This is a genomic window from Nocardia sp. NPDC004278, assembly GCF_053602975.1.
In genome coordinates, this window is the sequence record NZ_JBSGEQ010000057.1 from 10,320 (window position 1) to 27,018 (window position 16,699).

At 68.6% G+C, this 16,699-nt stretch carries 1 protein-coding gene; it reads left to right on the forward strand.

The window, feature by feature from the left end:
• The first annotated feature begins 7 nt into the window (after positions 1-7).
• Positions 8-16,678: a type I polyketide synthase gene (locus ACWEO2_RS41560; RefSeq protein WP_452410408.1), complete on the forward strand. Its 16,671-nt coding sequence runs from the start codon at positions 8-10 to the stop codon at positions 16,676-16,678.
• Positions 16,679-16,699 lie beyond the last annotated feature (21 nt).

Here is a 16,699-nt window from a genome sequence, read left to right on the forward strand (position 1 = left end):
GAATCCAATGTTCGAACCTTCCCAAGAGATCGCCATTGTCGGAATGGCGTGCCGGATGCCGGGCGCTGCCGATATCGAGCAGTTCTGGCGGTTGCTGCGCGACGGCCGTGACGCCGTGGGCTCCGCTCCGGCGGACCGGCCCGGTATCGAGGAGACGGCCGGTTTCCTGCCTACCGCAACGGAATTCGATGCCGACTTCTTCGGTGTGCCGCCCAATGAGGCACGTTCGATCGATCCGCAGCAGTTGCTCGGGCTCGAGTTGAGCTGGGAGGCGTTGGAGGACGCGGCTTATCGCGACCGTGCTGGTGCGCGGGTGGGTGTCTTCCTGGGCAGCGCGGGCACCGATTTCGCCGAAATGCTTGCCGCACAGGGGAAAGCGGGTATCGGCAGGCATTCACTATGGGCCGTGGGGCGAGGTGTCGCCGCCAATCGCATCTCCAATTACTACGGCTTCACCGGTCCGAGCCTGGTGGTCGACAGCGGGCAGTCGTCATCGCTGGTCGCCGTGCATCTGGCTTGCGAATCGCTGCGCACCGGTGCGTGCGAGGTGGCGCTCGCGGGTGGACTGAATCTCATCCTCTCGCCATTGAGCGGTGAGCGCTACGAACAGTTCGGCGCGCATTCACCGTCGGGTAAGTGTCATACCTTTGACGAGACTGCCGATGGCACGGTGCGCGGCGAGGGCGGTGGCATCGTCGTGCTCAAAACACTGGCGCGGGCCATCGCCGACGGGGACCGGATCTACGCGGTGATCCGCGGCAGTGCGGTCAACAACGGCAATGAGCGCCAAGTGTTGAGCGCGCCGAGCGTCACGGCGCAGACGGCGGTCATCCGGGCCGCGCTCGCGGCGGCGGCGGTGGAGCCGGCATCGGTGAGCTACGTCGAGTTGCACGGCACCGGTACGCCCGCCGGTGATCCTGTGGAAGCGGCCGCGCTCGGCGAGACCTATGGTGGCGGCCGGCGCGCGGGTGAGTCGCTCGCGGTCGGTTCGGTGAAGACCAATATCGGGCATCTCGAAGCTGCGGCGGGTATCGCCGGGCTCATCAAGACTGCGCTGTCGCTGTGGCATCGAGAGTTGGTGCCCAGCCTGAACTTTCGCCGAGCGAATCCGCGTATTCCGCTGGATGCGTTGGGTCTGCGGGTACAGACCGTCGCGCAGGACTGGCCTGCCACGCCCGAACCGGGCAGTGCGTCGAATACCGCACTGAGCGAGGGCGCGGCTCCAGCCGATGCGCGCGCCGTCGATGCGTCAGTGCGCCGCGCCGCCGTGTCGTCGTTCGGTATGGGTGGAACGAACGCGCACGTGATTCTGGAGGAAGCGCCCGTCGTGGCCGCCGATGCGGACGTGGACGGCTCGATTCCCGTGGCATGGCTGTTGTCCGGCCGAAGCCCGGAGGCACTGCGCGACCAGGCTTCTCGGTTGCGGGAGTGGTTGAGCGTCCATCCCGAAGCCGGTGCCGCGGAGGTGGCGTACTCGCTGGCCACTGCCCGCACACCGTTGGAGTGGCGGGGCGCTGTGGTCGGGCACGACGTAACAACGTTGGCCGGCGGCTTGTCGGCGCTGATCGATCCGACCCCGGCATCGGGCGAGGCCGAGCCCTACGCGGTGACCGCTCGTAGCGCATCCCGCCGGGTCGTCTTCGTCTTTCCTGGGCAGGGGAGTCAATGGGCGGGGATGGGCGCGGAGTTGTTGTCCGCGGGTGGGGTGTTCGCGGAGTCCATCGCGGACTGTGCATCGGCGCTCGCGCCGTGGGTGGACTGGTCGTTGACCGAGGTATTGCGCGGGACGCCGGGAGCCGCGTCGCTGGATCGCGTCGATGTGGTGCAGCCGGTGCTGTTCGCGATGCTGGTGTCGCTGGCGCGGATGTGGCGTGCGGCCGGCGTGGAACCCGCTGCGGTGGTGGGGCATTCGCAGGGCGAGATCGCGGCGGCGGTGGTCGCGGGCGGACTGTCGCTGGCCGACGGCGCGCGGGTCGTCGCGGTACGGTCGCGGGCGGTCGCCGACGTGCTGGCGGGATCGGGCGGCATGGCGTCGGTCGGCGCCACCGCGGAAGCCGTCGCGCACCGCTTGGCCGAGTTCGGCGATCGATTGTCGATCGCCGCGGTGAATGCACCGGGACAGACGGTCGTATCGGGCGAGTCGGCCGCGTTGGACGATTTTGTCGCCGCGTGTGCGGCCGACGGGCTGTGGGCCAAGCGGATTCCGGTCGATTACGCGTCGCATTCGGCGGCGGTCGAGCGCATTCGGGATCGTGTGCTGGACGAATTGGCGCCGATCGAGCCGAAAACCGGTTCCATTCCGTTCTTTTCGACGGTGACCGCGCGATTCGAGGATACGGCCGGGCTGGATGCCGGGTACTGGTATCGGGGACTGCGGGAACCGGTGCGGTTCGCCGAGGCCATCGAGGCGCTGCTGCGCTCGGAGATGAACGCCTTCGTCGAGACGAGCCCGCATCCGGTGGTCGCTACTGCGGTCGAGTTGACCGCTGATTCGATCGGCATGGCCGATCAGGTGGTCGCCATCGGGACCCTGCGGCGTGGCAATGGCGGTCCGGCACAGTTCGCGGCCGCACTGGCTCGCGCCCACTGCGTGGGCATCGACGTGGCATCGGAGCTGTTGGCTCCGAAGGCTTCTCGGGTCGAGCTTCCGACATACGCGTTCCAGCGCAGGCAGTGCTGGACGCCGATGGCCGGGACAGGTATGGGACCGGGCGATGTGAGCCGGGCCGGACTGATCACGGCCGACCACCCGGTGATCGGCGCCGCGGTCCCGATGGCCGACGGTGACGATTGGCTGTTCACCGGCCGCCTCGCGCTCGACACCCACCCCTGGCTCGCCGACCACGTCGTCTTCGGGACGCCGGTGGTGCCCGCGAGCGTTTGGCTCGACGTCGCAGTGAGCGTCGGCGCGCGTGTCGGCGCCGGTGCGGTACCAGAACTGCGGCTCTCCACGCCGCTGACATCGCCGGTCGCGGCGTGGCATGTTCAGGTGCGCGTAGCGGCCCCCGACGATCGAGGACGGCGGAGCTTCACGATCTATGCCCGACCCGACAGCCCGGTGTTTCCTACCGATCGTCGGTCGGACGGCGCGGTCTCCGAAGGCGGCCGAGAATGGCGGCAGTTCGCGACCGGTGTGCTTGCCCCGCAACCGGATCCGGCGCATCCTGCGGTGGATGCCGAATGGCCGCCGACGGCAGCCGAATCCGTGGCCGTCGATGAACTCTACGACCGGTTGGCCGAGTGTGGCTCGGATTACGGTGTTGCGTTCCAGGGGGTGACGGCGGCTTGGCGGCGTGGCCATGATGTGTTCGCCGAGGTATCGCTCGACGAGTCCGTTCGTGATCGCGGCGCCCGTTACGGCGTTCACCCGGCACTGCTGGACGCGATGCTGCACACCGCCGCCGACCGGCTCAGCGATGTGGCCGCACTTCGCATGCCGTTGTCTTGCAACGATATTCGACTGCACCGCGCGAGCGCCGAAGCGGTACGGGTCCGCGTCGACCAGGTGGGCGCGGACAGCGTCCGGGTCATGGCGGTGGCCGAGGACGGCGCGCCGGTCCTGACCATCGAGCGACTGGTGCTGACGTCGGTCGAACCGCCGGCGTCCGCCGTCGCGGATGCGCCGCCGCGCGGCGCTTCTCCGGCACGCCGGCGGCACGCGATCGTGTCGGGCCCGCTGGCGCCGCGGCTGCTCGCCGCGCCCGAATATCAACGGGACGCACTGGTTTTCGCGGTCGTGGCCGAACAGGCCGCGGCGGTGCTCGGTCATGATTCGTCCGAGGCCGTGCATCCGGACCTGCCGTTCACCGCCATCGGATTCGATTCGCTGAGCGGCCAGCAGCTGCGCCATCAACTGGTTCGTGCCACCGGCGTCGAGCTGCCGATGACGCTGATCTTCGATTATCCGACACCGACCGCGGTGGCCCGGCTCGTCCGCTCGCGGCTCGAAGGCGTCGATCTCCATACGCGGCGGGTCACCCGCCGCACCCGCTCCGACGAGCCGATCGCGATCGTCGGCATCGGCTGCCGCTTCCCGGGTGGCGTCGGATCGCTCGACGACCTGTGGGAGCTCGTCGCGGCGGAACGGGATGTGATCACCCCCTTCCCCGCCGACCGTGGCTGGGATCTGGAGCGGCTGTTCGATCCGGATCCGAGCAAGCCGGGCACCGTCTACACCCGAGAAGGCGGATTCCTGGCCGAACCGGGCGCCTTCGACGCGGGATTCTTCGGCATCGGGCCGCGTGAGGCGGCCGCGATGGATCCACAGCAGCGGTTGATGCTGGAGGTGTCCTGGGAGGCCCTCGAGGATGCCGGCATCGACCCGGTCTCGCTGCGCGGCACCGATACCGGGGTGTTCGTCGGCGCGAGCTCATCCGGTTACTCCCGTGGCGTGACCGGCGAGTACGAGGGCTTCCGCCTGACCGGGACCGCGCAGAGCGTGATATCCGGCCGTATCGCTTACCTTTTCGGTTTGGAGGGTCCCGCGGTCACGGTCGATACCGCGTGTTCGTCGTCGCTGGTCGCCTTGCATCTGGCCTGTCAGGCGCTGCGCCAGGGCGAGGCATCCCTGGTGCTCGCGAGCGGGGTGAGTATCGGTGCGAGCCCGACGCTGTATGTCGATTTCGCCCGCCAGCGGGGGCTCGCGGCCGATGGCCGGTGCAAGCCTTTCGCCGCCGCGGCGGACGGTGTGACCTGGTCGGAGGGCGTGGGCGTGCTGGTCGTCGAGCGCCTTGCCGACGCCCGGCGCCTCGGTCACGACGTCTTGGCCGTGGTGCGTGGCAGTGCGATCAATCAGGACGGTGCGAGCAATGGTCTGACCGCGCCGAACGGTCCTTCCCAGGAGCGGGTGATCGCGGCGGCGCTGGCCGACGCGGGGCTGAAGCCCTCGGATGTGGACGCGGTGGAGGCGCACGGCACCGGAACGACATTGGGCGATCCGATCGAAGCGCAGGCGCTGATCTCGGCGTACGGATCCGATCGTGAGCAGCCGTTGCGGATCGGCTCCTTGAAGTCGAATATCGGCCACGCGGTCGCGGCCGCGGGCATCGGCGGCGTGATCAAGATGGTCGCGGCACTGCGGCACGAGTCGCTGCCCAGAACACTGCATGTCGACGCGCCGACCCCGCATGTGGATTGGTCGGCGGGTTCGGTTCGGCTATTGACGGAGTCGGAGCCATGGGCCGCCGGTGACCGGGTGCGTCGTGCGGGTGTCTCCTCGTTCGGGATGAGCGGCACCAACGCGCACCTGATCCTGGAGGAGGCGCCGCCGTCGATCCGCCCGGAAACAACGGTGGCAGAGCCTGATTCGGGTGCGGACGGCTCACGCCCGCTGAGCTGGACCTTGTCGGGCGCGAGCCCGGAGGCGGTGCGCGCACAGGCCGCCCGGCTCGGTGAATGGCTGGCCGCGCACCCGGAATCGACGGCGGACGTGGCGTATTCGTTGCTGCGTCACCGCGCGCAGTTGGAGTGGCGTGGCGCGGTGGTCGGACGGGATTCGGCCGAGCTGCTGGCCGGGCTCGCCACCGTGGCCGAGTCGGCGGAACTGCCCGCCAAGGGCGTCGAGGACGTGGTCCTCGGTCGCGCGGTCGCGCGCCGTGTCGCATTCGTATTCCCTGGTCAAGGCAGCCAATGGCCTGGAATGGCCGCCGAGTTACTGGCTTCTGACCAGGTTTTCGCCGACGCGATCGCCGAATGCGAGGCGGCGCTGGCACCGTTCGTGGATTGGTCGCTGACTGCGGTGCTGCGCGGTGAGCCGGGTGCGGTATCGCTGGACCGGGTGGACGTGGTGCAGCCCGTGCTGTTCGCGGTGATGGTGTCACTGGCGCGGGTATGGCGCGCCAATGGCGTGGAACCCGCGGTGGTGATCGGGCATTCGCAGGGTGAGATCGCGGCCGCGGTGGTCGCGGGCGGACTGTCGCTGGCCGATGGCGCACGCGTGGTCGCCCTTCGCTCCCTGGTCGTCGCCGAGGAACTCGCCGGCGCGGGCGGTATGGCGTCGGTGGGCGCGGCCGTCGAGGCGGTCGAGCAGCGGTTGACCGGCTTCGGTGATCGGCTGTGCGTCGCCGCGGTGAACGGACCGGGTCTGACCGTGGTGTCGGGGGAGTCCTCGGCGGTGGACGAGTTCCTGGCTGGTTGTGCGGCCGACGGCGTCTGGGCGAAACGGATTCCGGTGGACTACGCATCGCATTCGCATGCAGTGGAGTCGATCCGGGACCGAGTGCTGAGGGAGCTGGAAAGCGTTGCCCCCCAGCGCGGTTCGGTACCTTTCTACTCAACCGTAGGCGCGGACTATGTCGATACCGAGACGCTGGACGCCGGCTATTGGTATCGCGGACTGCGGGAACGGGTGCGCTTCGCCGAGTCGGTGGCGGCGCTGCAGCGCGCGGGCGTGAACGCTTTCCTCGAGATCAGCCCGCATCCGGTGCTGACAATGGGTGTCGAGTTGACGGCGGGTTCGATCGGGATGGCCGATCGAGTGGCCGTTCTCGGCACACTGAAGCGCGAGCACGGGGGCGCGCGACAGCTTGTCACCGCGCTGGCGCGGGCGCACTGCGCCGGCGTCGATGTGGCGCCGCGGGCATTGGCTCCGGTTGCCACGCGAGTGCCGCTGCCGACGTATGCCTTTGCGCACCAGCGTTATTGGCTGCGGCCGGTCGGCGGCGCGGAGGAGCGGCGCCCGGGCCTCGACGATGCGGGACATCCGCTGTTGGGCGCGATGGTGCGGTTGCCGGACTCCCTGGTGTTCACCGGCCGGTTGTCGCAGGCCGGACACCCATGGCTGGCCGATCACGCCGTCGCCGGGGTGGCCCTGCTGCCCGGTGCCGCGCTCGTGGAGCTGGCCCTGCATGTGGGATCGGTAGTGGACTGCTCCCAGGTGGCCGAGCTGATGATCGAGGCGCCGCTTGCGGTGCCGGCCACCGATGCGGTGGAACTGCGGGTGGTGGCGAGCGATCCGGATGCGTCCGGATCGCGCACGGTGTCGGTGTACACGAGTTCGATCGGCGACGACTCCGAGCACAATGACGATGCGCCACAGTGGGTTCGCCATGCCGTCGCGACGATCACCGCCGATTCGGCGACGACGGCCGTCGAGCCGAGTCCGATCGGCTGGCCGCCGGTGGGGGCGACCGAGATCCCGATCGATGACGCGTATGCGGAGCTGGCGGAATCGGGCTATGACTACGGCCCGGTGTTCCAGGGTTTGACCGCGCTGTGGCGGGGTGACGGCGAGGTATTCGCGGAAGTGGTGTTGCCGGAGCCCGCGCGTTCGGAGGTCGCTGGGTTCGGTGTGCATCCGGCGCTGCTCGATGCCGCACTGCACGCGATCCTGCTCGGCGGCTTCGTACCCGCGACGCCGGTCGGCCAGGTGGCCGTCCCGTTCCTGTGGGAGGACGTCACGCTGTACGCGACGGGTGCGACGACGGCGCGAGTGCGCGTATCCGCCACCGGGGATGAGCGTATCGCGGTGACCCTCACCGACGGTTCGGGAACCGTTGTGGCTCAGGTGGGTTCGTTGACGATGCGTCCGATGGCCACCACGGCGCTCGGTGTGGCGCGGCAGCGGACCGACAGCGCCGGTTACGACCTCGATTGGATCGCGCTGGCTCCGGCGGTCGATGATCCCACCGCATCGGCGGCCTGGAGTCGGACCGACGACGCCGAGACCGTCACGATCGCGGGACGGGTCGCCACGGTGGTGCGGCTCGACGGATACGCCGCCGACATGGACTTCGACGGCGATCTCCCGATGGCAGTGCGGGATTCGGTGACGGAGCTGATGACGCAAGTGCAGCGGCGGCTGACCGGCGACGGCGCGGTCGTCGTCGTATCGCGGCAGGCCGTGGCGGTACATCCCGGTGAGCCGGTAGACCTGCCCGCGGCGGCGGCTTGGGGGTTGCTGCGCTCCGCGCAGAGCGAGCACCCGGACCGCATCTTCCTGGTCGATATCGACGACTGGTCGGAGTATCGACGCAGTGCGGCGATGGTTCTGACGACCGAGGGCGAGCCGCAGCTGGCCGTCCGGCGTGGGACGGCGCACACACCACGGCTCCACCGTGGCGCGGAAAATCTCCACGGCGCCACCGCAGTGTGTACCAACGCGGCATGGTCGCTCACCCTGCTCGACAAGGGGACGTTGACCAGTGACAACTTCAGCCTTATCGACAACGTGGGCGCGCCCGGCGACCGACTCGAATCAGGGCAGGTCCGGGTGGGTGTGCGGGCGGTCGGCCTCAATTTCCGCGATGTGCTGATCGCGTTGGGCACCTATCCCGACGCGGATGCCCGGATCGGTAGTGAAGGCGCCGGAATCGTGCTCGAAGTGGCACCCGATGTGACCGAATTCGCCCCGGGGGACCGGGTTTTCGGGTTCATCACCGGCATCGGCTCGGTCGCGGTGGTCGATCGCCGATTGCTCGCGCCGATGCCGCGCGGCTGGTCCTTCGCTCAGGCCGCCGCTGTCCCGGTGGTGTATGCGACGGCGTATTACGGTTTGGTCGATCTGGGGGCTGCGCAGCCTGGTGAGACTCTGCTGTTGCACGCGGCCACCGGTGGTGTGGGTATGGCTGCGGTGCAGTTGGCTCGGCATCTGGGTTTGCGGTTGTTGGTCACCGCGAGTGAGCCGAAGTGGGATGTGCTGCGGGAGTTGGGCTTTGCCGATGACGAGATCGGCGATTCGCGGTCGTTGGGATTCGAGGGAAAGTTCCTCGAGGTGACCGGGGGGCGTGGTGTGGATATCGTGCTCGACTCGTTGGCGGGTGAGTTCGTGGACGCGTCATTGCGGTTGTTGCCGCGGGGTGGTCGGTTCATCGAGATGGGAATGCTCGACCGGCGTGACCCTGACGTGGTGGCCGCCGAACACCCAGGGGTCGATTACCGCAACTTCATGCTGTTGGAGGTGGATCCGGCTCGGCTGCAAGCGATTCTGACCACCCTCGTCGGACTGTTCGACTCCGGTGCGTTGACGCCCTTCGCGACCACCGCGTGGGATGTACGGCGCACACCGGAGGCGTTCCGGCATATCAGCCAGGCCCGGCATATCGGCAAGAACGTGCTCACCGTGCCGACGCCGCTGCTTGCCGACGGCACCGTCCTGATCACCGGCGGCACCGGCGGACTCGGCGCATTGGCCGCGCGGCATCTGGTCACCGAGTACGGTGTGCGCCGCCTGGTGCTGGCGGGCCGGCGCGGCCTCGACACACCCGGCGCAGCCGAGCTAGGTGAAGAACTCGGCGCGCTCGGCGCGCACGTCGATATCGTCGCCTGCGATGTGGCCGACCGTGCTGCGCTGGACGCGGTCTTGACCGCGATTCCGGCGGAGCATTCGTTGACGGGTGTCATCCATGCCGCGGGTGTGCTGGCCGATGGCATGTTCGAGACGATGACGGGTGAGCGTCTCGCGGAAGTATTGCGGCCCAAGGTCGATGCGGCGTGGCATCTGCACGAGGCGACCAAGGACCTCGATCTGTCGCTGTTCGTGCTCTATTCGTCCATCGCGGGCATCATCGGCAATCCGGGGCAGGCGAATTACGCCGCCGCCAACGTCTTCCTCGACGCGCTGGCCCGGCACCGGCAGTTGACCGGACTGCCCGCCACCGCAGTGGCGTGGGGCCCGTGGCCGCAGCGTACCGGGATGACCAGTGTCCTCGACGCGGAGGACTTCGCCCGGCTGCGGCGCGAGGGTTTCCCGCCGCTGGACGACCAGGAGGGAATGGCGCTGTTCGACACGGCGCTGACCATCGGCAAGGCCGGATTCGTCGCCGCCAGGATCGACCGGACCGCACTGGCCGACGCGCGTCCCGGTGGCCTGCGCCCGGTGCTGCGCGGTGTGGCGCGGCCGTCGCGGCGTCGCGTGGACAACCGGATGCATGAGGATTCGGGCCTGGCTGTGCAGTTGCTCGGCCGCTCGGTCGCCGAACAGGACCGCGTCATCCTCGATGTCATCCGGACCCAGGCCGCGGCCGTGCTCGGGCACGACGGGGCGGATTCGATCCCCGTGGACAAGCCGTTCCGTGATATCGGCTTCGATTCGCTGGGTGTCATGGAATTCCGCAACCGCCTGGCCAAGGCCACCGGACTGACATTGCCCTCGACCCTGGTGTTCGACCATCCGACCGTGGCGGCGGTGGCGAAACTGGTGCGCGCACAGGTCGCGCCGACAACAGTGGTCGAGCCTGTCGCGGCGGCTCCGCGTGGGGTGCGAGCCGACGATCCGATCGCCATCGTCGGCATGAGTTGCCGATTCCCCGGTGGTGTCGAATCCCCGGACGAACTCTGGGAATTGCTCGCCACCGGAACCGACGCCATCGGTGAGTTTCCCACCGATCGTGGCTGGGATCTGGAGCGGCTCTTCGACGCGGACCCGGACAAGCCGGGCACCATCTACACCCGCAACGGCGGATTCCTCAATAACGCAGGGGATTTCGATGCCGGATTCTTCGGAATCGGCCCGCGTGAAGCGTCGGCCATGGATCCGCAGCAGCGGCTGCTGCTCGAGGCGTCCTGGGCGGCGCTGGAGAACGCGGGGATCGACCCGACGTCGCTGCGCGGCAGCGACACCGGAGTATTCGCGGGCGCGTCCAATTCGGGGTACGTGGACCAGGTGACCGGTGAGCTGGAAGGTTTCCGGCTCACCGGCACCACGCTGAGTGTGATCTCCGGCCGAGTGGCCTATGTCCTCGGTCTCGAAGGGCCCGCCGTCACCGTGGACACCGCATGCTCCTCGTCCTTGGTCTCGCTGCACCTGGCCTGCCAGGCGCTGCGCCAGGGGGAGAGCTCGCTGGTGCTGGCCGGTGGTGTGACGGTCTCGGCCAGTCCGTATCTTTACGTCGATTTCTCCCGCCAACGTGGACTTTCGGCCGATGGACGGTGCAAGTCGTTCGCCGCCGCGGCGGACGGCGTCGCCTTCTCCGAGGGGGTCGGCGTGCTGGTGCTCGAGCGGCTCTCCGACGCCGAGCGACTCGGACACAATGTCCTCGCCCTCGTCCGCGGCAGCGCGGTCAATCAGGACGGTGCGAGCAATGGCCTGACCGCCCCCAACGGTCCTTCGCAGGAGCGAGTGATCGCGGCGGCGTTGGCCAATGCCGGCTTGCGGCCCGCTGATGTCGACGCGGTGGAGGCGCACGGCACCGGAACGACCCTGGGCGATCCGATCGAGGCGCATGCCCTGATCGCCGCCTATGGGCGTGACCGTGCGGGCGAACCGTTGCGCATCGGCTCGATCAAATCGAATATCGGGCACACCATCGCCGCGGCCGGCGTCGGCGGCGTGATCAAGATGGTGCAGGCGCTGCGCCACGAAACACTGCCCAAGACACTGCATATCGATGCGCCGAGCCCGCACGTGGCCTGGTCGGCGGAGGCGGTCGAGTTGTTGACCGAGGCGCGACCATGGCCGTCCGGTGGCCGCGTGCGCCGCGCCGGGGTGTCGTCGTTCGGCATCAGCGGTACCAACGCACACGCCATCCTGGAGGAAGCGCCCGCCCGTCCTGCCCCAGCGGCACCGGCCGGGCGTCCCCGGAGCGAAGCCGCCATCCCGTGGCTGGTGTCGGCGAGGTCGGAAGCGGGCCTGCGGGCTCAGGCGGATCGCTTGCGCCAGTGGCTGATTCGCCATCCTGACCTGGACGCGTGGGATGTCGCGCACACGTTGCTGACCTCCCGTGCCCGGCTCGATCGGCGCGCGGCCGTCGTCGGCCGGGACCGGGCCGAACTGCTCGCCGGTCTGGCCGAGCTGTCCGCGGGTGCGTCCGGCGCCATCGAGGCGAACGCGAATACCGGTATGTCGGCGTTCCTGTTCACCGGACAGGGCGCGCAGCGAGCCGGAATGGGCGCGCAGTTGTACGCCGCCTTCGACGTGTTCGCCGCGGCCTTCGACGAGGTGTGCGCGCAGATCGATCCGCTGCTGGGTCGACCGCTGAAGGAACTGGTGTTCGGTGAGAACGACGCGATGGCAGACGATCCCCGCGGTGGCTCGTCGAGCGATGACGCGAACGGCCGGGGTCTGCTGGATCGGACGGAATTCACCCAGCCCGCCCTGTTCGCCTTCGAGGTGGCGTTGTTCCGGCTGGTCGAGTCGTTCGGTGTCGAACCGGACATGGTGATCGGACATTCGATCGGAGAGTTGGCGGCCGCGTACGCGGCGGGGGTGTGGTCGTTGCCGGACGCGTGCACCCTGGTGGTGGCGCGTGGACGGTTGATGGGCGCACTGCCGGCGGGCGGGGCCATGCTGGCCGTGGCCTTGCCGGCGGATCGAGCGGCACAGGTGCTCGCCGAATTCCCGGAACGGGTGTCGATGGCCGCCGTGAACGGTCCGTCGTCGGTGGTCTTGTCGGGTACGACGGAAGCGATCGCGGCGATCGCGGAAAGACTGGCGGCCGACGGTGTGCGGACCTCGCGGCTACGGGTCAGCCACGCGTTCCATTCGGCGCTGATGGAGCCGATGCTCGATGAATTCCGCACGGTCGCACAGGGGTTGACCTACCGCCGCCCGAACATCCCCATGCTGTCGAATGTTTCGGGTCTGGTGGCCGAGGCCGAAGTGACCGATCCGGAGTACTGGGTCGAACAGGTGCGCGGTTGTGTGCGATTCGCGCCGGGGATCGAGACGCTGGCACGGGCCGGTGTGCGGAGGTTCCTGGAAATCGGCCCGGATGCCGTGCTGGCCGCGATGACTCGCGAGTGCCTTGCCGAGACTCCGGACGTCGAGGCCGAGTCGATGGTGATCGCGACCGCGCGCCGCTCGACCGACGAGCCGATCCAATTCGTCTCCGCGCTGGCGCAGGCCGCGGTCGCCGGAATGGCGGTGGACTGGACGCCGCTGTTCGTGGGCCGCTCTGCGGCCCGGGTGGACCTGCCGACGTACGCGTTTCAGCACCAGCGGTATTGGTTGCGCCCGACCGGCGGGCACGATATTCGGCAATCCGGTCTCGATGATGCGGACCATCCGCTGCTGAGCGCGATGGTGCGACTGCCGGATTCGCCGGACGCGGTATTCACGGGCACGTTGTCACAAGCGGATCAGCCCTGGCTGGGCGACCACATTATCGGCGGTGTCGCATTGCTCCCCGGGGCCGCCCTGGTGGACCTGGCGTTGCATGTGGGTTCGATGGTCGACTGCCCGTACGTGGGGGAGCTGGTGCTCGAGGCCCCGCTGCCGGTGCCGTCCGTGGGCGCTGTCGAGCTGCGGGTCGTGGCGAGCGGACCGGATGAGACCGGTGCCGCCACGGTGTCGGTGTACTCCCGTCCCCGCATTGCTGCTGCGACACAGGAGCATTCGGCACAGTGGGTGCGCCACGCCGTCGGGACGGTCGCCGCCCGATCGGATGCGCCGACACTCGGCTCGGATCAAACGAGTTGGCCGCCGGTCGGTGCGACGGCCATCACGCTCGCGGACGCGTATGCGGGACTGGCGGAATCGGGCTATGAGTACGGGCCGGTGTTCCGCGGCCTGACCGCGCTGTGGCGAGGCGACGGCGAGCTCTTCGCGGAGGTCGAGCTGCCCGAGCCCGCCCGCTCGGAGGCCGCGGGATTCGGGGTGCATCCGGCGCTGTTGGACGCCGCGCTGCACGCGATCCTGCTCGGCGGCTCGGCTCCCGCGCGGCCGAATGCGGTTGTCGTCCCGTTCTCGTGGGAGAACGTCGCGTTGTATGCGACCGGGGCGACATCGCTTCGGGTCCGTGTGACGCAACAGGATGCCGCCGACGATGACGAGCGGATTGCCGTGACCCTCACCGATACCGCGGGCATGGTGGTGGCCGAAGTCGGCGCGCTGACCTTGCGGCCGGTGTCGGTCGAGGCTCTCGGCGCTGCGCCGCGCCACAGCGAGGGGCTCGGTTACGGCGTCGACTGGATCGCGCTGCCCACATCGGCGTCCGACCTGCCGACCGGCGTGTGGAGCGCTACCGATGACGGGGAAACCGTCGCGATCGCCGGACGGATTGCCACGGTGGTGCGGCTCGACGCCGAACCCTCCGGACATCCCGCGGACCCGGTCGTCGACGATCTCCCTACGGCAGTACGAGATTCGGTGACGGCACTGACGCAGCGGATACAGCGACTGCTGACTGCGGACGGGCCCATTGTCGTCGTCACGCGGCATGCGGTCGCGGTGCATCCCGGCGAGGTCGTGGACTTGCTCGCCGCGGCGGCCTGGGGTCTGCTGAGCTCCGCCGAGAGTGAGCATCCGGACCGGATCTTCGTCATCGATGTCGACGACTGGTCCGACTATCGACGGTGTGCGGAAATGGTGTTGACGACCGAAGGCGAAGCACAGCTCGCTGTGCGCCGTGGAGCAGCCCATACACCGCGTCTGAGCCGGATCGGTTCGGATGTCGTCGAGGTGGCGACAGCACAGCATGCTGGGGCGCTCGGCGACGGCTCGGTGTCCGACAGGTCGACCTGGGCACTGGCCTTGCTCGGCAAGGGAACTTTGTCGGCGGACAACTTCCGCCTGGCCGAGGATGCGAGCGCGTCCGAACCGCTTGCGGCCGGGCAGGTCCGGGTGAGTATGCGGGCAGTCGGCGTCAATTTCCGCGACATTCTCATCGCGCTGGGCACCTATCCCGATGCCGATGCCCGGATCGGTAGTGAAGGCGCCGGAATCGTGCTCGAAGTGGCACCCGATGTGACCGAATTCGCGCCGGGGGATCGGGTTTTCGGGTTCATTCCTGGTCTCGGTTCGACGGTGGTGGCCGATCGCCGATTGCTCGCGCGGATGCCGAGCGGCTGGTCCTTCGCCCGAGCGGCGGCCGTGCCCGCGGTGTATGCGACGGCTTATTACGGTTTGGTCGATCTGGGGGCTGCGCAGCCTGGTGAGACTCTGCTGTTGCACGCGGCTACCGGTGGTGTGGGTATGGCTGCGGTGCAGTTGGCTCGGCATCTGGGTTTGCGGTTGTTGGTCACCGCAAGTGAGCCGAAGCGGGATGTGCTGCGGGAGTTGGGTTTCGCCGATGATGAGATCGGCGATTCGCGGTCGTTGGATTTCGAGGGAAAGTTCCTCGAGGTGACCGAGGGCCGTGGTGTGGATATCGTGCTCGACTCGCTGGCGGGTGAGTTCGTGGACGCGTCGTTGCGGTTGTTGCCGCGGGGTGGTCGGTTCATCGAGATGGGAATGCTCGACCGACGTGACCCTGACGTAGTGGCCGCCGAACACCCAGGCGTGGATTACCGCAGCTTCGTGTTGCTCGACGCGGATCCGGAACGGCTTCAGCAGATCCTGCGCGCACTGGTCGATCTGTTCGACGCCGGGACGCTGGCACCTTCCCACACCACCGCATGGGACCTGCGGCAGTTGCCCGAGGCGTTCCGGTATGTCAGCCAGGCCCGGCATATCGGCAAGAACGTGCTCACCGTGCCGACACCGCTGCTTGCCGACGGCACCGTCCTGATCACCGGCGGCACCGGCGGATTGGGTGCCGTGGTCGCACGACACCTGATCACCGCCTACGGGGTGCGCCGGGTGCTACTGGCAAGCAGGCGCGGACCGGACACACCCGGCGCGGCCGAGCTACGTGAAGAACTCGGCGCGCTAGGCGCACAGGTGGACGTGGTCGCCTGCGATGTGGCCGATCGCACCGCGCTGGACAGGATGCTGGCGCAGATCCCGCCGCAGCATCCACTGACGGGTGTCATCCACACCGCCGGTGTGCTCGCCGACGGCATGTTCGCGACCATGACATCCGAGCAGATCGCGAACGTGCTGCGCCCGAAGGTCGATGCGGCGTGGACTCTGCACGAGGCGACCAAGGATATGGATCTGTCCGCGTTCGTGCTCTATTCGTCGATCGCCGGTGTGATCGGCAGCGCCGGGCAGGCGAACTACGCGGCCGCCAATGTCTTCCTCGACGCATTGGCGCAATACCGCCAGGTCAGCGGCCTGCCCGCCACCTCGGTGGCTTGGGGGCCCTGGCGCCAGAGCGCGGGGATGACCAGCGCCTTCGGTGCGGCCGACTTCGCTCGGCTGCGGCGCGAGGGCTTCGCACCCCTGGACGACGAGGATGGGATGGCGCTGCTCGACGCGGCACTGGCGGGTGGTAGATCCGCGTTCGTGGCCGCTCGGGTCGATCGGACCGCGCTGGCCGAGACCGGTCCCGGTGAGCTGCGCGCGGTGATGCGCGGTGTGGCGCGGCCCGGTCGGCGGCGGGCAGCCGCCGGTACCGCGCGGGATTCGTCGGACCTGGCGTCGCAACTGCTCGGCCGCTCGACGGCCGAGCAGGAAACCATCGTCCTCGACGTGATCCGCACGCAGGCCGCCGCCGTCCTCGGTCACGATGACATGGAGACGATCGCACCGAATAAACCGTTCACCGATATCGGATTCGATTCGCTCGGCGTCATGGAGTTCCGCAACCGGCTGAAAACCACTGCCGGCGTGCAGTTGTCCCCGACCGCGATGTACGACCACCCGACACCGGCGGCGCTGGCCGACTTCCTCCGGCAGGAGATCGCACCGGTCGAGGACCCGGCCGAGCGGATCGCGGCCGACATCGACACCCTGGCGCGCAGTTTCGCCGCCGCCGATCTGTCGACCGCCGACCGTTCGGCTATCGCCAGCAAGCTGATGGCGATGTGGCGACGGCTGAAGGGCAAGGACACCGACGAGATCGAGCAGCACGCGGATGCCGAGAGCCTCGAAACCGTCGACGACAGTGAACTTTTCGCATTTATCGACCACCTCAGCTGAACTGGCACGAGCAGGAGTCTC